This is a genomic window from Parasutterella excrementihominis YIT 11859, from assembly GCF_000205025.1.
GTDB classification, from domain to species: Bacteria; Pseudomonadota; Gammaproteobacteria; order Burkholderiales; family Burkholderiaceae_F; genus Parasutterella; species Parasutterella excrementihominis.
Genome location: NZ_GL883766.1, coordinates 45,535 through 62,344, shown reverse-complemented (window position 1 = coordinate 62,344; position 16,810 = coordinate 45,535). Strand labels below are relative to the sequence as shown.

The window sequence follows — 16,810 nt, the reverse complement described above, 5'->3', positions numbered from 1 at the left end:
TCAAAGTTAAATTTTCATGGGCATCACGACAAACTTGAAGTTGTCGTTATCCGGCATTCTGATTAAAGCCGGATTTTTCTGTTCGCCCAGAGAAATTCTGACTGAGTCGTTCTTCAATACATTCAAAACTTCGATGAGGTAGGCGACATTAAAACCGATTTCAATCGGAGAGCCACTGTATTCAACGGAGATTTCGTCTTCGGCTTCCTCCATGTCCGCATTGTTGGCAGCGACATTAAGGTGGCCCGGTGTAAGGTTCCAGCGGACTCCCATAAGTTTGTCGGCTGTTAAAGTTGCGACTCTCTGGAGTGAGCTCAATAATTCCTGACGTCCGACTCTGAATTCTTTTTCATTGTGTTCGGGAATGACTCGCTGATAGTCCGGGTAACGGCCTTCAACAAGCTTGGACAATATCTCAATGCCGACGAATTTAAATTTAATCTGGCGTTCGGAAATGTAGACCTCAATGGGATCTTGAGAGTCGGGAATCAGACGAACGAGTTCTTTAACCGTCTTTCTCGGCAAAATAGCATCAAGTTTCTTATCTGCTGTTTTTTCCGCTTCAACATCACAAAGTGCGAGTCTGTGACCGTCGGTTGCAACGCCTCTCACTTTATTGTTTTCTGCACAGATATAAACGCCGTTCAAGAAGTAACGGACATTGTTGACTGCACAGGCAAAAGAGACCATGTTCAGGAGATATTTGAAACGAAGGCAGCTCATCGTAAAAGCATGTTCCAAATCTACTTCAGTAATGACTGGGAACTCTTCTGCGCTGATTGTTTGGAGTTCGAACTTACTCTTACCGGAGCTCAGGACTACGTGATCACCTTTCTTTGAGAAAGAAAGCGGATTGGTGTCGGGAAGCGTCGCCAGAATATCCGTCAGCTTTCTTGCTGAAATCGTCGTAGACATTTCTGAATTTTCTTCACCTATTTCCGCAACAGTCAGGATTTGGAGATCGAGGTCGTTTGCGACTAAGGTTACCTGCTTGCCTTTTTGAACAAACAAGATGTTCGAAAGGACCGGCAAAGGCTGTTTTCTCTGTACAACACCGCTTACTGCCTGAATAGGCTTAAAGATATTTTCTTTTTTGGAGTTAATGAATACAGAGGTTCCGGCCGTTTTATCAATGCCTTCACTTGCGGCAGCAGGTCCGTTTTCTAACTTAGTTTCATTCATTATCGATCTCCGTTAGTTCCAGTTTTTTAAATCTTGTTCAATCAAATGAAGCGTGTGATTCAGCTCTTGATTCTGAGCACGTTCCTTTGTGATTTTCTTAACAGCATATAAAACGGTAGCGTGGTCTCTTCCGCCGAATGCGTATCCGATCTCAATAAGACTCTTCTGAGTCAGCTCTTTTGCCAGATACATCGCTATTTGGCGCGCATATGCGACATTGGCCACTCTTCTCTTTGAGTGCATATCCGCAATTTTGATACTGAAATGCTCAGCAGTGGACTGCTGAATATTTTCAATTGAGATACGCCCTGTCCCTGTAATTCCCTGCAGAGCCTCTTTGGCAAGCTCCTCAGTGATAGGTTTTTTAAAGACTTCCGCACGCATAATCACGCTATTAAGAGCACCCTCGAGCTCTCTAATATTCGTGTTTAAACGAGTAGCAATAAGGTAAGCAACTTCTAACGGAAGTTTGACGCCCTGTTGTTTGGCCTTCTGTAAAAGAATCGCGGCTCTTAATTCAAACTCGGCGGGCTCAATGGAGACGGATAGACCGGCTCCGAATCTTGAAATCAAACGCTCATCAAAGTCAGATAACTGGCGGGCATAGGTATCGCAGGTCAGAATGATCTGCTTGTTTTTTGGAAGCAGCGCTTCAAAAATATTAAAGAGACGCTGCTGTGTTCCGCCGCGCTTGCATAAAAACTGGACGTCGTCGATCAGAAGAGCATCGAGATTTCTGTATTTATTGTCAAACTTTTGAATCTTCTCGTCAGAGTAGCGGCCGCCAGCAGACAGAGAAACGACCTCATTAATAAAGCGGTTCGCTGAGATGCACAAAAGATTGGTGTTCGGATTGTCCTCGAGGATCTTTCGGCCGACCGCGTGCATCAGGTGCGTTTTTCCTAAACCGACGCCGCCATAAATAAATAAGGGATTGCAGCGCTCGCCGGGAAATTCCGCAACTAACATTGCCGAACTTCTTGCGACACGATTAGCGTTTCCGATCACAAAAGTGTCAAAAGTCAGACCGGAGTGAAGACCGCACTTGGTCGCAATTTCGTCAATGGACTTAGGAGCTTTTTCCTCTTCCGGGAGAGTATTGGCAGGCCCGGGGAAAGGCTCGGAAATCATCGCGCCTTTGTTGGGGTCTTTCACCGTTATTTTAAGTTTTATCTCACGGCCGCAGATTTCGGAGGCTTTTTCCTCAATATCTTTTTCATACTGCGCCTTGATGAATTTACTATGGGGAACAGAGGGTACACTAATATTAATAATGTCAGGCTCGCTGTCCTCAGTGAATTCAACCTTTCCAAACCACGGAACGAAGACTTCTTCAGGAATAGTATTCTTGAGAAAGGCTAACACCGACTTCCAAACTTCACGCATTTAAGTTTCCGAGAATAACTTGTCGACTCTAAGTCTATTTTCAAACTAAACGATCATTGTACCTTATTTGGCCTTCTCTCCTATTAAGATAATAGGGGTATAGCAGGCACAGATAAAAAGGCGCTAAACACCGTCTAAAACGCCTTGAGCCCCGATTGCGCAATTTTTAAGACAGAACTGCTTACGAATAAGAAGAGCGCTCAAAAGGAAGGGCTTCATAAAAAGCCGTAACAAAATAATTTCTTTTAATTTGACAAGTTACGTTCTAATGAAGTCTAATATGTGGTTTCTCAAATTAGGGGATCGGTCCCCTAAAAGCATTAGTAATTTTAGTTTTTGCGGCCGTTCGCCTGGCCGATTTAAAAGGAATAAAAATGGCAACAAAACGTACATACCAGCCTTCTAAGGTTAAACGTGCTCGTACACACGGTTTCCTCGTTCGCAGCCGCACTCGCGGCGGCCGTAAGGTGCTTGCTGCTCGTCGTCGCAAAGGACGTCACGTTTTAGCTCTTTAATCCTTAAGGATTATTCAAATTAACGATGGCGTTAGGGGGCCGGGCTAATTCTTTTCCTCAAAAAGCAAAAATCAAGAAGTCTCAGGATTTTTTGACCGTTTTAAAAGCAAGAGGGAAAGGAGTCGTTAGACTTTCTGGACAATGGTTCGAGTTGAAGGCAGTCCTTACCCAAGGAAAAGTCTCCTCAAGATTCGGTCTTACGGTCGGAAAACATTTTTCTAAGCGTTCAGTAGACCGAAATCTGGTGAAAAGAATATTGAGGGAAGCCATTAGGCACTCGGTTCTTACTCATCCCGCTGAGTCCCCTTCCGCACTCCAAAGCCGAACATTCGTTCTCCGCTTAAAAAAGAAAGTTCCGGTGCCTGCAGAAGGCGCCTGTCTAAACTCTCTTAAAAAAGAATTATCGGAGGATGCGAACCGACTGTTGAGCCAGTTAGAGGCAAGAATTCAGGTTCTTGATCAAGGAAAAAAAGATGATTAAAAATCTCTGTCTTTTCATGATCAGGGGTTACCAGTTTCTTTTTTCGCCTTGGGTTGGCCACAACTGTCGGTTTCTTCCTACCTGTTCTCAATATTCCTATACATCCATACAGCGATTCGGTGCCCTCCGAGGAGTTTGGCTCACGTTTTTCCGAATTCTCCGCTGCAATCCCTTCGGGGGAAGCGGAATTGACGAAGTTCCTGACAAATTCAAGTGGAATTGTTGGTGCCGGGATTGTTCGGATCAGGAATCTCAGGCGTATTTTTTTCAATCTAAATTAGAGAAATCAAATCATGGGAAGTGATATTCAAAGAGCCCTCCTATGGATTCTTTTCGGTCTTTCCGCCTTTATGCTGTACGACCGTTGGGAAGTCTACAACGGCCGCCCGTCTTTCTTCGGGGCTGAAACCCAGCAGGTTGCGACGACGGAAGCACCTAAGAATGAGGCAGCCCTTCCGAGCCAGTCGCAGACAGCATCTCTGCCTGCTGAAGCTAAAACAGCAGTGAAGGCTGAGCCGATTCAGGTTGAAACAGACCTCCTCAAGCTTTCCTTTGATCCGGAAGGTGCCGTCATCATCGGTTCTGAACTTCGAAAAGAAAAACAGACCATTCCTTGGACGGATACCGGCCTTGTCGGCATGATTCTCGGAAACAAGGCTGAAACGCCTGCTGATGTGGTTCTTTTTACGGAACAAAAAGGAAGAACTTATTTAGCGCAGACCGGTTTAATCGGCGGTCCTTACCCGACTCATAAGACTCAATTTAAATTAGTCCCCGGTCCGCTCAAGATGGCTGACGGTCAGGACAATCTCACCGTTAAGTTTGAAGGCGAATCCGGCGGTGTTAAAGTCATTAAGAGCTTCACGTTCGAACGCGGTCATTACGGCATCAAAGTTTCTCATGAAGTGGTTAATAACACGGCATCCGAGATCAAGCCGTCTGTTTACTATCAGCTGACTCGCGACGGTGAAAAGCCTGAAGGCGAAAGCACCATGGTCAACGCCTATACCGGTGCCGCTGTTTACACCGATAAGGATAAGTTCCAGAAGGTCAGTTTCTCTGACATTGCCGACGGGGATAAAGATTTCCAGGCAAAAGCAGATAACGGCTGGATTGCCATGATTCAGCACTACTTCGTCTCTGCTTGGGTTCCGACACAAGGCGTAGAACGTGAAAACTACACGAATACGGTAGGCGAGAAGCTTTATGCCGTAGGAAGCATCCAGCAGATGGATACGATTGCGCCTAACTCCTCTAAGACAATCGAAGCAACGCTCTACTCCGGTCCTCAGGATCAGACCCGTCTTGATGCTATTGCTCCGGGGCTGTCCTTAGTTGTGGATTACGGCTGGCTCACTTTCTTAGCTAAACCGATTTACTGGCTTCTTTCCTTCCTTTACGGAATTGTCGGTAACTGGGGCTGGGCGATTGTTCTGCTGACCTGTATCGTTAAGGCCATTCTCTATCCGCTCTCCTTGGCCGGCTACCGCTCTATGGCTAAGATGAAAGATCTCGGTCCGCGTATGAAAGCGCTTAAAGAGAAATACGGCGACGACAAGCAGCGTCTTAACATGGCAATGATGGAGATGTACAAGACAGAGAAGATCAATCCTGTCGGCGGCTGCCTCCCGATTGCATTGCAGCTTCCCGTCTTCTTAGCCTTGTACTGGGTGCTTCTGGCTTCTGTTGAACTGAGAGATGCTCCTTGGATTTTCTGGGTTACTGACTTGGCAGCTCCCGATCCTTGGTTCATTCTTCCGATTCTTATGATCATCACGATGGTCATTCAGTTCAAACTGAACCCGACCCCTCCTGATCCTGTCCAGGCAAAAATGATGGCCATTATGCCGTTTGTCTTCGGTATTATGTTTATCTTCTTTGCCTCCGGTTTGGTCCTTTACTGGCTTGTCAACAATATCTTGTCGATCATTCAGCAATATGTTGTGAACAAACAAATAGAGGCAGACAGAATAAAACGGCAGTCTAACTAATAAAAATCGGGTCCTTCTCTCTGAGTCGGACCCGAATTTTTTTTGCGCCACTTTTGGTTTTATTTTTTTTGCCAATAAACCAAAAGCAGAATCGGCCAGACCCAAACACTGATGATCCAAAGAATTAAGGAGACAGCGGTCACAGGTTTGGTCGAATTTCGGGTAATGAAACAAAGTATTCCTGCACCGAGCACAGACCATGCAAGGATTAAAATGTAGGCCGTTGCTCGGGCAGTGTAAGAGTCACCGATGAAGCTGCCTACCCAGGCGGCGATCGGGAGTGCGATTAGGACAGCGATTGCGGCTCCGACTAGACGGGACAATTCGTTGTTATTCTGCTTCAAACTCATTCTTAGGTATCTAAATGTCTTTAGTGAAAACTTCACCAATCATAGCAATAGCAACCGGAAACGGAAACGCGGGTGTTGGTATCGTTAGAATCTCCGGCGAGGAAGAAGACGTCAAAGCTCTTTTCCAGAAGATGTTCCCGGGAAAAGAAATAAAACCTCGCTACGCAGAATTGCTTCCAATCAGAGACACTCAGGGTCAAATATTGGATACCGGAATTGTGATTTATTTTCGGGCCCCCTTTTCTTATACGGGAGAATCTGTACTTGAACTGCAGGTTCACGGAGGCAGAGTTCTTCTTAACTGGATTGTTCAGGAAGTGCTTATCTTCGGGAAAGAATTCGGCTTGAGACAGGCTCTGCCCGGTGAGTTTACGGAGCGCGCTTTTTTGAATGGGAAAATTGACCTAGTTCAAGCTGAGGCTGTAGCAGATCTTATCGAAGCAAATTCCCGTAACGCCGCAAAAGCAGCATCTCGTTCTCTAACCGGAGAGTTTTCTAATAAGGTTAATGCATTAAATGATGCGTTAATTAATCTTCGAGTTGAAGTTGAAGCTATTTTAGATTTTCCTGAAGAAGAAATTGATTTCTTGTCTGAATACCAGAGTCAGGAGAAATTAGAGGATATTCAGAATAGATTAGAGAGCGTTCTGGATTCCGCGCGTCAGGGCGAGATCTTGCGAGACGGTCTGAGAGTTGCTCTCGTTGGCGAGACCAATGTTGGCAAGTCCAGTCTTTTGAACTATTTAGCAGGCGAAGAAATTGCTATTGTTTCTGATATTGCCGGTACTACTAGAGATAAGATTCAAACTGACTTAATTATTTCCGGAGTTCCTTTCCACTTCGTAGATACGGCCGGTATTCGTGAAACAGAAGATCGAATTGAACAGATTGGTATCGAAAGGACGAAGCAGGAGATATCCAAAGCAGATGTTATTTTAGAAATTCGAGATATTAGAGATCAGCAAAATAAGAATAAAGACTCGATGCAAACAGCTCTGAAAATGATTAAAGGGAAAGATGTTCCTATCATTACTGTTTTGAATAAAGTCGATCTTATCTCAACTCCTCTTCCGAACACAAAAGATGTTTCACGTGGAACGATCATTGAAACCTCAGCTGTTACCGGAAAAGGGATGCAGGAATTGAAATCCGAACTTCTGAAACTGGCAGGTTTTTCAGAAAATCAGTCAATCTATATGGCTCGAGAGCGTCATATCCATAACCTGCTTAATGTAAAAGAATCGTTAAAGAGAGCCGCTTCTTACCTTAACTCAACTAGCCCTCAATTGGAGTTATTTGCAGAAGAATTAAGAGGAGCTTCCGATGAGCTGGGAGAAATTACCGGGAAGATTTCTTCTGACGATCTTTTAGGAAAAATCTTTAGTGGTTTTTGTATTGGCAAGTAAGCTGTTTCACGTGGAACAAAAAGATGAGTTATTGTTATCCAAATGAATACGAAGTAATTGTTGTTGGCGGAGGAAATGCCGGAATTGAAGCGGCAGCCGCCTGCGCAAGAATGAAAGCTAAAACGCTTTTAGTAACCCATAATTTGGACAATTTGGGCCAGCAATCTTGCAATCCATCTATTGGGGGCATCGGAAAAAGCCATTTAGTTAAAGAAGTTGATGCCTTAGATGGTTTAATCGCAAAAGCTACGGATTTTTCCGGTATTCAATTTAGGGTTTTAAATGCGTCTAAAGGTGCAGCCGTTCGCGCTACGAGAGCACAAATTGATCGGCGTCTCTATAAATATCAGATGCGGACAAGAATCGAAGCAATAGAAAATTTGTCTTTGATTGAGGAAGCTGTTGACGCCCTGCTTCTTGAAAACGGGAAAGTTGCCGGTGTCTATTTACGATCAGGAATCTCGATAAAGGCTAAGGCAGTCGTTTTGTGCGCCGGTACCTTCTTGAACGGTAAAGTATTTATCGGACAAACTTCATACCTTGCCGGCAGATCCGGTGACCCTTCTTCGGTAAATTTAGGAATTAATCTGGCGGAGCTAGGGTTACCTAAAGCTCGTTTGAAGACAGGCACACCTGCGCGATTAGACGGAAGAACAATCGATTTTTCTAAATGTGAAAGGCAGTTGGGCGATTCCGAGCCGGTGCCGGTCTTCTCTTACATGGGTTCGCCTGAGGATCATCCGCAGCAAGTGCCTTGTTGGATAACAGATACGAACCAAACGACTCATGACTTTATTAGGAAAGGTTTAGACCGTTCGCCTTTATTTACAGGTGTTATTGAAGGGATAGGTCCTCGTTACTGTCCTTCAATCGAAGACAAAATTCACAAGTTTGCTTCTAAAAATTCTCACCATGTCTTCTTAGAGCCGGAAGGGTTAAATACTTATGAGTATTATCCCAACGGAATTTCAACAAGTTTGCCTTACGACGTTCAGGTGAATTTCATTCATTCCATTAAGGGCTTGGAAAATGTACACATCATAAGACCCGGTTACGCGATTGAATATGATTATTACGATCCTACCCATTTGAAAGACAATCTTGAAAGTAAAGAATTTGATAATTTATTCTTGGCAGGTCAGGTAAACGGTACTACCGGCTACGAAGAGGCCGCGGCCCAAGGCTTGATGGCGGGTATCAATGCAGTTTTAAAAATTAGAGATGAAGAGCCTTTCCTGCTCCGCAGAGATCAAGCTTATCTCGGTGTGATGGTAAATGATTTGATCACCAAAGGCGTGAATGAACCGTACCGTATGTTCACCTCGCGGGCAGAATATAGGCTGAGCCTGAGGGAAGATAACGCAGATGAACGACTTACTGAGATCGGTTATAAGCTTGGAGTTGTGTCAGAAGAGCGCTGGAAATTCTTCCAAGAAAAAAGAGAGCGGTTAGCAAGAGAGAGAGAACGTCTTAAAAGTATTTGGGTGAACCCCGGTGTACTGGATAAATTCAGCTTAGAAGAAGTTGTGGGCGCTGAACTTTCTAAGGAATCACAACTCTATGTAATGCTGAAACGACCGGAAGTAGATTATCAAAAACTCAAATTATTGAAGACAAAAGACGGAGAATCGCTGCTGCCTCCGCCCTATCTTTCGGACGAAGACGCTGAAACGCTTACGACTAAAGTTAAGTATTCCGGCTATGAAGACAAACAAAAAGCCGAAGTTCAGAAGAACTTGGAAAAAATAGAGACGGTTATTCCAGAAGATTTTGATTACGATTCTGCAAAGGGCCTGTCGTTTGAAATCACACAAAAATTGAAAAAGATCAAACCGAGAACACTTGGGGAGGCTTTAAATATTTCCGGGGTGACACCTGCGGCGATTTCTATCCTTCTCGTTTATCTGAAACGATACCGAGGAAAGAAGGAGTAAATATGGAAAAGAATCGAGAAGAACTCATCCAAGGATTGGAAAGGCTCGGGATAACAGCCGGTGAAGAAGAGGTTTCAAAGTTGATTTCTTTCTCCGAGCTGTTGCTGAAATGGAATAAAGTTTATAACCTTACAGCGATTCGAGACGAAGGGGACGTAATTAGAAAACATCTGTTGGATTCTTTGACGCTACTTCCTTATTTCAAGTTGTACGGATCAGAAGTAGGTTGCAGAACTTTGGACGTTGGGTGTGGCGGGGGATTACCTGCTATTCCCTTGTCAATCTTCTTGAAAGATTTTGACTTTAATTTAATCGACACGGTTAATAAGAAAATAACTTTTGTTCGACAAGCGGTCATTCAACTGAAACTTCCGAATGTCAATGCTTTTAATGAAAGAGTTGAAAATTTTCATCCATTAAAGCCTTTTAATTTAATTAGTTGCAGAGCATTCTCTTCATTAGCAAGCTTCGTGACGTTAACTGAGCACTTAATTGACGAGAATGGACGATGGCTAGCCATGAAAGGCAAGTATCCGGTCGAGGAAATTAACGAGCTTCCGGCCGGTGTTGGTGTGGAGAAAGTGATAGAGCTGAAAGTTCCTTTCCTGGATACTGAAAGACATCTGATAGTTTTAAAGAAGAAATAAGGAGCTTAAAGTTCGCTTCAATTTTTATTAAGGAAGATGTAACTCAACATCGTCCCTTTATTTGTGAGTTGCGGTGAACAATCGCAGCTCACAAGAAAATGCTAACGCTTAATGAGATTTCAGACTGCGTTCGTCGAACCGGAAATTGTTACTTCGCTTCCTTCCGAAGGAAGTGCACCATAAAAGACGCCCATGCCGATGGGCTGCCCATTGAAATACAGAATATTATTTTGAAAACTCAGACAGTCAGGTGCAGGATTGGTACTTAGACGCGGCTTAGGCTTTACCTGTGGTGTTTTGCACCATGTGGCCGTTCTCGGAAGCATCTTTGCAAATTCTGCATTTGTGAAATCAATGCGCGCTTTAATTTCTTCTTTGTAGGCATCCAAGCCTTTTGTGAGTATGGCATGCATTGAAGGAGGCAAAGATCGATTGCGGAGCATCGTCTCAAGTTCCCTATCAGTGAGGTCGGAGGCCCTAGGGACGTGTGTGAAGCGTGTGATCTTTGCGTGAGGAAGCAGCTTATGGACGTCTTTATACATTCCGCCTAGCCGTCCGACACCTACGGAAATAATTTCCACTTCGTTGTTTAGTGAATGTTTCCTCAGGAAGCTTTGCATCGGCAAAGCCGGCGTGTACCCCCAGACAGGAAAAATCAGGACGATCTTTCGGTAATTGTCCAAATCTATGTTCAACGGTGAGATGGGAGGAAGTTCTCTCTTCTTTCTGTCCTCTCTCGCGTCATAAGCGTTATAAGGCTCCAAGGTTTTAATTTCTGAGATATCGCAGTGCTCTAATTTTTGAAAAATTTCTGTGACTCTCTTAGAGTTTCCCGAGAAACTATAGAAAATCGCTAACTCTTTTTCTTTTGCGCTTAGGACTGCTGCCGGATTAAAAAAAGAAAAACCGGCGAGAATCGTTAATAAGGCGCGACGCGTTATCGATTTCATTATTTCCAGAATTCCTATAGCCTTCCCCTCGCCTCTTCGGATTAGGAGAAGGCGCGAGTCCAGAGTGAGCTTAAATCAGAGAGGAACAAGCACGCTAACCTCACATTCTTGTGGCTTGCTTATTGAGGTCGTTGGTTAATGTCTTGAAGATGTTCTCGAGGCAGACATCAAAGGCGCTCACGGCTCCCGGCATATCGTCTGTTGGCGTGTTCTGTGTTTGGCTGTAGGTTTCATGGAAAACCAGTTTGCCGGAAACGCTTGCCACCACAGAAACTTCCATTTCGACGACAGCTGCAAACGGTTTCTTAACAGCATTGATGAAGAACTTGGAAACAAAGACCGTGAGCTGATAAGCAGGTGTACTGATGGAATTAGGAGAAAGGACAATATTCCATGGTCCACAGTCTTGTATGACTTCGCGTAAGCCGTCTCCGATGAGGTTGCCGGGATTAGATGAAAACCTATTGATGTCTGTGTTGTAGATTCGGTTGTCCTTAATTAACACATAGCAGCGCGTACTGTCATAGGGAGACGCAATCATAGGGGAATTGATGCGCACACTGGAGAGACGGCGTTTCGGTGCTCTGCAGTCCTGAGTGTTTAGATTCGCAAGAAGTGTATAGAGCTTCAGCGGAGGTCTTTCAGGGAGGATTGAGCAGCTGGCTAGTCCGGTTAAAAGTCCTAAAGCAAGAGTTCTTCTCTTCATAAGCGTGCCTATTTATTAACTTGGAAGGGTTCTGCTGTCTTTGGCGCTGGTGCTAAAAACTCAGAGGCGGAATCCGAAATATTGTTCGTAAGATTCTTTAAATTTTGTGCGATCTTACTTAAGTTCATAAGCGTAACCGTTACGTCGTAACCATTGTTAGAAACCATCTGATTTAGATTACGAGATAAGTTTGTCAGGTTGGTTACGAGCTGTTTAGTCTCAGCTTTTTGACTGAGGTTGCCGATTTGCTCAGCAGATTTATCCAGCTGCGCAATGAGTGTGTTCAGCTGGTTGATGTCGAACTGATTGATCTTGTTGTCAGCTTGGTTAAGTAGGTTGGAAAGAGAGCTTCCAAGTTTATTAAAGGAGGACGGATCAATTCCGTTCGCGATCCTCTCAAGATTAGCAATGAGAGATTGGATCACGGGGACGGTTTCCTGGAGATCTTTGTTGATATTTAAAGAATCAAGACTGGCAAGGAAGCCTTTGACATTTTCAACAATTTCATTGCTCAAGCTTGGAGCTGACGGAATGAACAAATACTTAGGTTTCCAATCAAAAGGAACACGATCTGCGGGATATTTCTTCGGATCCAGGAAATCTACAGAGAGATACAAGGAGCCGGTGATGCCCGCAAGCTGTGTTTGGATTCTCAGACCGTGATTAATATAGTCCTGAAGGTGGGATTCAACTTCCTTTCCAGCCAGTTCCATTCTCATTCTTACAACGGCAACAGCTTTGGTCTCAGAAAGAATTTCTTGAGAAGAAGACGGATAGGCTTCCGTCGATAAGAGAATCTCTTGAACCTGTCCGACCTGGATACCTCTAAATTTAACCGGGGCTCCGACTTCTAGTCCGCTGATAGAAAATTGGAAATACGTCTCCATTTCTGCGTACGGCTTTCCAAGGCTCGGGCCGAGAAGTATAAGGATAGAGGCGATTGCCGCTGCAATGGCAGCGACTACAAACAGGCCCAATCTGAAATAATTTGTTTTAACTCCCATTTCTACTCCGCATCAGGTTGAGCATTAAAAAATTGTCTAACCCACGGGTTAGGAGAATTTTTTTGTAAGTCGTTAGGTGCCCCGTCGGCGATGATGGAACGTGTTTTTGGATCAAGCATGATGCATCTGTCTGCGATTCTAAAAATACTTTTCAATTCGTGACTGACAATGACGAAAGTTGCCCCTAGATTGTCGCGAAGTTTGCGTATTGTTTGGTCTAAGTTGGCCGCAGTTATAGGGTCAAGTCCTGCGCTTGGTTCGTCTAATAGAAGAATAGTTGCTCCGAGAGACAGGGCTCTGGCTATGCCGGCTCTCTTGATCATGCCTCCGGAAAGTTCCCCGGGAGTTAAGTTGGCCGAACCGGGCATCTCCATAGCGTTCAGAAGCATTTGTGCAGTTAGGTTTCTGGCTTCTAAGGGTAGTTTTGAAAATTGATCCAACGGGAAACGGACGTTTTCCAAAACAGTTAGAGAACCGAACAAGGCTCCGCTTTGGTACATGATGCCTAAGCTTCGCTGAATTTCAGGAATTTCTTTTCCCGAGTTGATAATACTTTTTCCTCGAATAAGTATGTCTCCGGCCATGGGCGGATTCAAACCGATGATAGTTTTCATCAACGTGGATTTTCCGCAGCCGGACCCTCCCATTATGAAAACAATTTGTTTTTCATAAATATCGAAAGATACATTCTCTAAAAGAATCTTTCCCGGCCAACCCATCGTGAGGTTACGCACACTTATTACGGATTTCTTAGAGGTGTCCATCATATTCCCAACCTGTTAGTCAGAAGAGCTGCAGCACCGTCGATCACGACAATCCAAATAATGCTTTTAACAACGGATTTCGTCGTAGAAGAACCGACGGCAGCTGCACCGGCACCGGTGTTCATACCGCATTGACACCCGATAAGTGCAATTACAAAACCGAAAATTACAGCCTTCACTAACCCGAAAACAATATCGGTCACAGTCACGGATTTAAGTAGCTGTACATAAAACTGTGTATACGTAATGTCGTACATTGCCATGACTAGACCTCCTCCAAGGATCCCTAGGATCGTGGCAAAGACAGACAATAGCGGCACGACAAGGGAGGAAGCGATCAGGCGAGGAACGACTAAAAAGTACATTGGGCTCAGGCCGAAGGTCGTTAATGCATTTAATTCTTCATTAACTTTTTGAGTTCCGAGCTGGGCTGCGAAGGCAGAACCACTTCGACCGGCAAAGAGGATTGCGGTCATAAGAGGCCCCAATTCTCTTGTCATCGCAATTCCGATACCATTGACTACGAAAATAACGGCTCCGAAAATTTGAGCAACTAAGGCCGTTTCAAAAGCGATAATGACGCCCATTAAGAAACCGATAAGGCAGATAATGCCTACGGCTCTGCTGCCGGCCTCATCTGAGACGGAGAGAATTTCTCCGAAACGGATTTGAGACGGATGCAGCAACACGTCTGTCAGAGCGCAGCATGCCGAACCTAAAAAAATGATGCTTTGCTTGGTGGAAGAGGCAGCGTCGTAAAGCCATTTTCCGAGACTGCTTACAACGCCTAGAGATTTTTTCTCGACCGGTTTCGGAGAAAAATTCTTCAGCATTGTGTTGTAAAGCGTTTCAATGCTGGCCGATACGTTGATAAGTTTAAAAGCGTCAGGTCTCGACCGCAGCTCGTATAAGAGTGTCAAACCGGACTCATCACAAAAGGTAAGGTCCGATGCGTCAAAAATAGTCTGTCCTGAACTTTCCGCTCCGAGGACCTGCTCCCATATTTTCACAGAGGTCTCTGCAGTGAGAGACGGCGGGAGTTTGACCGAAAGTTGCTTATCCATCTAGTTAATAGAAATGTAGTTCAGTAGATGCAGAAATTCTAGCCTCCCTGGTATCCATCTCCCTCGGAGAGTGTGTAGATTGGGTTATTCCGGATTCTGATAAGAGTATTCGGTCGCCGCCGTACAAAGGTGAAAAGTTATGTCTGTCATTACTAAAAATTAAACAGCTAAAAACCTTTTTCCCTAATTGGGTAAAATTAAAGAATTTACTAATCGGCTTGAAAAATTTCGGAATATATAGACAACATGGCAAAAATTTACTGTATAGCTAATCAAAAGGGCGGTGTGGGAAAAACGACCACAGCCGTTAACTTAGCTGCTGCGTTGTCTCAGCTGTCTTTTAATGTTTTGTTGGTTGACCTTGATCCACAGGGAAACGCGACGACAGGGAGCGGGCTTGAGAAAAATAATCTTGTTCAATCTGTTTACGAAGTATTGTTGGACAGAGCGGACATAAAGAAAGTGATCACTCACTCCACATCCGGCTACGACATTCTGGGTTCTAATAGAAAGCTTGCCGCAGCCGAGGAAGAATTATTGTCTGCAGCGAGAAAAGAGCTGAGGTTAAAGACGAAGCTGGACGAAGTGTCTGGGCAATATGACGTCATTATCATTGACTGCCCTCCTACACTTTCAATTCTGACAATCAATGCATTTTGTGCGGCAGACGGTCTGATTATTCCGATGACGTGCGAGTACTACTCTCTTGAAGGTGTTTCAGACTTATTGCTGAGTATTCGCGCCGTCCGAGAGCAAGTGAACAGCGGTTTGGTGATTACCGGTCTTTTGAGAGTGAAGTTTGATCCTCGTATTACGCTTCAGCGTGAAGTTAGCGAGCAGCTCTCCGGATATTTCGGGTCATCGGTTTTCTCTTCCGTTATTCCGACAAATGTTCGCCTCGCAGAAGCCCCTAGCTACGGACTTTCAGGGATTCAGTACGACCCCTCATCAAGAGGCGCCGTATCTTATAAAACGTTTGCAGAAGAACTTGTGAAAAAAGACAAGTTAAAGAAACTTCTCAAAAACAGAAAGCGTGAGGGTTGAAGTGGTTGTTAGAAAAGGATTAGGAAAAAATATGGACAGCGTTTTCAGTATGAAAAACGTTGCCGATGTGATAGACAATCCGAAGGTTCCGGAGCCGAAAAGTTCTTTGCCGCTTTCGGCTCTCAAGCCGGGAAAATTTCAGCCGAGAAACGACGTTGAAAATTCCGGCTTGGCCGAGTTAGCACAATCCATTAAACAAAACGGGATCCTAAATCCGATTGTTGTAAGAAAGCTCTCCTCGGACAAGTATGAAATTTTGGCCGGTGAACGACGCTACCAGGCTGCCAAAATAGCAGGGTTGAAAAAAGTCCCGGTAACGATTTTGGACGTGAGCGATAAGCAGGCCATGATCGTTGGCCTTGTCGAAAATCTTCAGAGAAAAGACCTCAATGCTTTGGAAACCGCGGAAGGGATTCAAAGACTCATTGAAGAATTCAAATACAGTCATGAAGGTGTAGCAGAGGCTATCGGCCGTTCCAGACCGATGATATCTAATCTTCTTCGTCTGTTAGGTTTGCCGGAAGCGGTTAAGACCATGCTCAGAGCCGGTGAAATAGAAATGGGTCACGCAAGAGCCCTGCTCTCTCTCCCGGAAGAACAGCAAGTCTGGCTTGCCCAGCAAATCAAAGAAAAAGGACTCTCCGTCCGACAGACTGAGGAATACGTTGCGCGTTATAAAGAAAGGGAAAATACAAGCGAGAATCCCCATAAAACGGTGCAAAAAAGCTCGGAATTTACTAAATTTGAGGATGAGCTTTCAAAAATCCTGAATACAGATGTAAAACTTGTATCAAATTCTAAAGGAAGAGGTAACTTACAGATTTCATTTAAAAATGAAAAAGAATTTGCCGCAATTCTTGAACTTTTAAGGTCTCTAAATAATAAATAAAGCTATATTTATTGGAACAAACCCTTCATTCAAACGGATGATAATTGATTGATTCAGTTGCTCATTTTGGCCTAACTCATTAGAATGCATTCGGATTTTTGCTGTCAGGACGGGAAACAAGGAGATTTTTGAGACCATGAAGGCCTTGAGAAGAACTGTTTTCTGGCAAAGCGGAGCCGTCATTCTTTGTGGCCTTGTTTCTTGGGTTGCGGCAGGTTCTGTGGCCGGAATTTCATCCCTCTTGGGCGGTTTGGTTTGTGCGCTCCCTTCAATGCTCGTCGTCTTACTGATGCATTTGTTTCGGAATCAGCAAGCCCATCCGTTAGCAATCTTCTTATACGAATTCATAAAAGTGTCGCTGGTGATCTTAGGATTTTTCAGCGTCGCTTTGTTTTATAAAGAATTAAGCTGGCTGCCATTTATTTTGTCAGCTGGAATAGTTTTACTAAGTCATATTTTTGCTTTGGCAAGCAGGAAATAATTGAAGGAATAAACGA

18 protein-coding genes are annotated in these 16,810 nt (G+C 44.3%); 10 read left to right on the top strand and 8 right to left on the bottom strand.

Annotated elements, in window-relative coordinates; translation table 11 throughout:
* Positions 1 to 6: 6 nt before the first annotated feature.
* Both dnaN and dnaA read right to left on the bottom strand, forming a co-directional pair.
* Positions 7 to 1,182 (bottom strand): DNA polymerase III subunit beta, encoded by a 1,176-nt coding sequence (dnaN, locus tag HMPREF9439_RS12785; RefSeq protein ID WP_008810339.1) that lies wholly within the window; start codon positions 1,180 to 1,182, stop codon positions 7 to 9.
* 12 nt (positions 1,183 to 1,194) lie between these two features.
* Positions 1,195 to 2,568: a chromosomal replication initiator protein DnaA gene (gene dnaA, locus HMPREF9439_RS12780; RefSeq protein ID WP_008865164.1), complete on the bottom strand. Its 1,374-nt coding sequence runs from the start codon at positions 2,566 to 2,568 to the stop codon at positions 1,195 to 1,197.
* 374 nt (positions 2,569 to 2,942) lie between these two features.
* Between dnaA and rpmH the strand changes: the two genes are divergently transcribed.
* The 4 genes from rpmH to yidC are packed head-to-tail and all read left to right on the top strand — an operon-like array spanning position 2,943 to position 5,555.
* Positions 2,943 to 3,083: a 50S ribosomal protein L34 gene (gene rpmH, locus HMPREF9439_RS12775; RefSeq protein WP_008810341.1), complete on the top strand. Its 141-nt coding sequence runs from the start codon at positions 2,943 to 2,945 to the stop codon at positions 3,081 to 3,083.
* A 25-nt stretch (positions 3,084 to 3,108) separates the two neighbouring features.
* On the top strand, positions 3,109 to 3,564 hold the full coding sequence (locus HMPREF9439_RS12770; RefSeq protein ID WP_008810342.1) for a ribonuclease P protein component: 456 nt from the start codon (positions 3,109 to 3,111) through the stop codon (positions 3,562 to 3,564).
* The gene (gene yidD / locus HMPREF9439_RS12765) at positions 3,557 to 3,868 is read left to right on the top strand and encodes a membrane protein insertion efficiency factor YidD (RefSeq protein ID WP_008810343.1); all 312 of its coding nucleotides are present in this window, start codon (positions 3,557 to 3,559) and stop codon (positions 3,866 to 3,868) included. The genes HMPREF9439_RS12770 and yidD overlap by 8 nt, the downstream gene beginning before the upstream one ends.
* Positions 3,858 to 5,555 carry a membrane protein insertase YidC gene (gene yidC, locus HMPREF9439_RS12760; RefSeq protein WP_008810344.1) on the top strand — a complete coding sequence of 566 codons (1,698 nt, stop codon included), beginning with the start codon at positions 3,858 to 3,860 and terminating at the stop codon, positions 5,553 to 5,555. The genes yidD and yidC overlap by 11 nt, the downstream gene beginning before the upstream one ends.
* Before the next feature lie 59 nt (positions 5,556 to 5,614).
* Here yidC and HMPREF9439_RS12755 read toward each other — a convergent pair whose 3' ends face one another.
* Entirely contained in the window at positions 5,615 to 5,905 is a 291-nt protein-coding gene (locus HMPREF9439_RS12755; RefSeq protein ID WP_008865163.1) for a hypothetical protein, read from the bottom strand.
* Positions 5,906 to 5,919: 14 nt separating this feature from the next.
* Here HMPREF9439_RS12755 and mnmE point away from each other — a divergent pair, with 14 nt between their 5' ends.
* Genes mnmE through rsmG form a run of 3 tightly spaced genes read left to right on the top strand, consistent with a single transcriptional unit; the run spans position 5,920 to position 9,892 of the window.
* The gene (gene mnmE / locus HMPREF9439_RS12750; RefSeq protein ID WP_008810345.1) at positions 5,920 to 7,311 is read left to right on the top strand and encodes a tRNA uridine-5-carboxymethylaminomethyl(34) synthesis GTPase MnmE; all 1,392 of its coding nucleotides are present in this window, start codon (positions 5,920 to 5,922) and stop codon (positions 7,309 to 7,311) included.
* A gap of 23 nt (positions 7,312 to 7,334) precedes the next feature.
* Complete coding sequence (gene mnmG, locus HMPREF9439_RS12745; protein WP_008865162.1) at positions 7,335 to 9,245, top strand: tRNA uridine-5-carboxymethylaminomethyl(34) synthesis enzyme MnmG; 1,911 nt, start codon at positions 7,335 to 7,337, stop codon at positions 9,243 to 9,245.
* 2 nt (positions 9,246 to 9,247) lie between these two features.
* Positions 9,248 to 9,892, top strand: coding sequence for a 16S rRNA (guanine(527)-N(7))-methyltransferase RsmG (rsmG, locus tag HMPREF9439_RS12740; RefSeq protein WP_008810348.1), 645 nt, complete (start codon positions 9,248 to 9,250; stop codon positions 9,890 to 9,892).
* A gap of 119 nt (positions 9,893 to 10,011) precedes the next feature.
* Here rsmG and HMPREF9439_RS12735 read toward each other — a convergent pair whose 3' ends face one another.
* The 5 genes from HMPREF9439_RS12735 to HMPREF9439_RS12715 form a co-directional block, all read right to left on the bottom strand.
* Positions 10,012 to 10,842, bottom strand: coding sequence for an NADPH-dependent FMN reductase family protein (locus HMPREF9439_RS12735; protein WP_008865161.1), 831 nt, complete (start codon positions 10,840 to 10,842; stop codon positions 10,012 to 10,014).
* A gap of 100 nt (positions 10,843 to 10,942) precedes the next feature.
* Positions 10,943 to 11,548: an ABC-type transport auxiliary lipoprotein family protein gene (locus HMPREF9439_RS12730; RefSeq protein ID WP_040603735.1), complete on the bottom strand. Its 606-nt coding sequence runs from the start codon at positions 11,546 to 11,548 to the stop codon at positions 10,943 to 10,945.
* 8 nt (positions 11,549 to 11,556) lie between these two features.
* Entirely contained in the window at positions 11,557 to 12,552 is a 996-nt protein-coding gene (locus HMPREF9439_RS12725; RefSeq protein ID WP_008865159.1) for an MlaD family protein, read from the bottom strand.
* 2 nt (positions 12,553 to 12,554) lie between these two features.
* Positions 12,555 to 13,271 carry an ABC transporter ATP-binding protein gene (locus HMPREF9439_RS12720; protein ID WP_270208576.1) on the bottom strand — a complete coding sequence of 239 codons (717 nt, stop codon included), beginning with the start codon at positions 13,269 to 13,271 and terminating at the stop codon, positions 12,555 to 12,557.
* A 44-nt stretch (positions 13,272 to 13,315) separates the two neighbouring features.
* On the bottom strand, positions 13,316 to 14,236 hold the full coding sequence (locus HMPREF9439_RS12715) for an MlaE family ABC transporter permease (protein ID WP_241679875.1): 921 nt from the start codon (positions 14,234 to 14,236) through the stop codon (positions 13,316 to 13,318).
* Between the two features lie 390 nt (positions 14,237 to 14,626).
* Between HMPREF9439_RS12715 and HMPREF9439_RS12710 the strand changes: the two genes are divergently transcribed.
* The 3 genes from HMPREF9439_RS12710 (at position 14,627) to HMPREF9439_RS12700 (ending at position 16,794) form a co-directional block, all read left to right on the top strand.
* Entirely contained in the window at positions 14,627 to 15,424 is a 798-nt protein-coding gene (locus HMPREF9439_RS12710) for a ParA family protein (protein ID WP_008865158.1), read from the top strand.
* A 31-nt stretch (positions 15,425 to 15,455) separates the two neighbouring features.
* A complete protein-coding gene (locus HMPREF9439_RS12705; protein WP_155165919.1) occupies positions 15,456 to 16,313 on the top strand; it encodes a ParB/RepB/Spo0J family partition protein in 858 nt (285 codons plus the stop codon).
* A gap of 136 nt (positions 16,314 to 16,449) precedes the next feature.
* On the top strand, positions 16,450 to 16,794 hold the full coding sequence (locus tag HMPREF9439_RS12700; protein ID WP_008810356.1) for an ATP synthase subunit I: 345 nt from the start codon (positions 16,450 to 16,452) through the stop codon (positions 16,792 to 16,794).
* Positions 16,795 to 16,810 lie beyond the last annotated feature (16 nt).

Coding starts and splice junctions, on each gene's coding strand:
- HMPREF9439_RS12700 (WP_008810356.1), top strand. CDS start 16,450: ATGAAGGCCTTGAGAAGAACTGTTTTCTGGCAAAGCGGAGCCGTCATT.
- dnaN (WP_008810339.1), bottom strand. CDS start 1,182: ATGAATGAAACTAAGTTAGAAAACGGACCTGCTGCCGCAAGTGAAGGC.
- HMPREF9439_RS12735 (WP_008865161.1), bottom strand. CDS start 10,842: ATGAAATCGATAACGCGTCGCGCCTTATTAACGATTCTCGCCGGTTTT.
- HMPREF9439_RS12770 (WP_008810342.1), top strand. CDS start 3,109: ATGGCGTTAGGGGGCCGGGCTAATTCTTTTCCTCAAAAAGCAAAAATC.
- yidC (WP_008810344.1), top strand. CDS start 3,858: ATGGGAAGTGATATTCAAAGAGCCCTCCTATGGATTCTTTTCGGTCTT.
- dnaA (WP_008865164.1), bottom strand. CDS start 2,568: ATGCGTGAAGTTTGGAAGTCGGTGTTAGCCTTTCTCAAGAATACTATT.
- HMPREF9439_RS12720 (WP_270208576.1), bottom strand. CDS start 13,271: ATGGGTTGGCCGGGAAAGATTCTTTTAGAGAATGTATCTTTCGATATT.
- yidD (WP_008810343.1), top strand. CDS start 3,557: ATGATTAAAAATCTCTGTCTTTTCATGATCAGGGGTTACCAGTTTCTT.
- HMPREF9439_RS12755 (WP_008865163.1), bottom strand. CDS start 5,905: ATGAGTTTGAAGCAGAATAACAACGAATTGTCCCGTCTAGTCGGAGCC.
- mnmE (WP_008810345.1), top strand. CDS start 5,920: ATGTCTTTAGTGAAAACTTCACCAATCATAGCAATAGCAACCGGAAAC.
- rsmG (WP_008810348.1), top strand. CDS start 9,248: ATGGAAAAGAATCGAGAAGAACTCATCCAAGGATTGGAAAGGCTCGGG.
- mnmG (WP_008865162.1), top strand. CDS start 7,335: ATGAGTTATTGTTATCCAAATGAATACGAAGTAATTGTTGTTGGCGGA.
- HMPREF9439_RS12705 (WP_155165919.1), top strand. CDS start 15,456: ATGGACAGCGTTTTCAGTATGAAAAACGTTGCCGATGTGATAGACAAT.
- HMPREF9439_RS12730 (WP_040603735.1), bottom strand. CDS start 11,548: ATGAAGAGAAGAACTCTTGCTTTAGGACTTTTAACCGGACTAGCCAGC.
- HMPREF9439_RS12710 (WP_008865158.1), top strand. CDS start 14,627: ATGGCAAAAATTTACTGTATAGCTAATCAAAAGGGCGGTGTGGGAAAA.
- rpmH (WP_008810341.1), top strand. CDS start 2,943: ATGGCAACAAAACGTACATACCAGCCTTCTAAGGTTAAACGTGCTCGT.
- HMPREF9439_RS12725 (WP_008865159.1), bottom strand. CDS start 12,552: ATGGGAGTTAAAACAAATTATTTCAGATTGGGCCTGTTTGTAGTCGCT.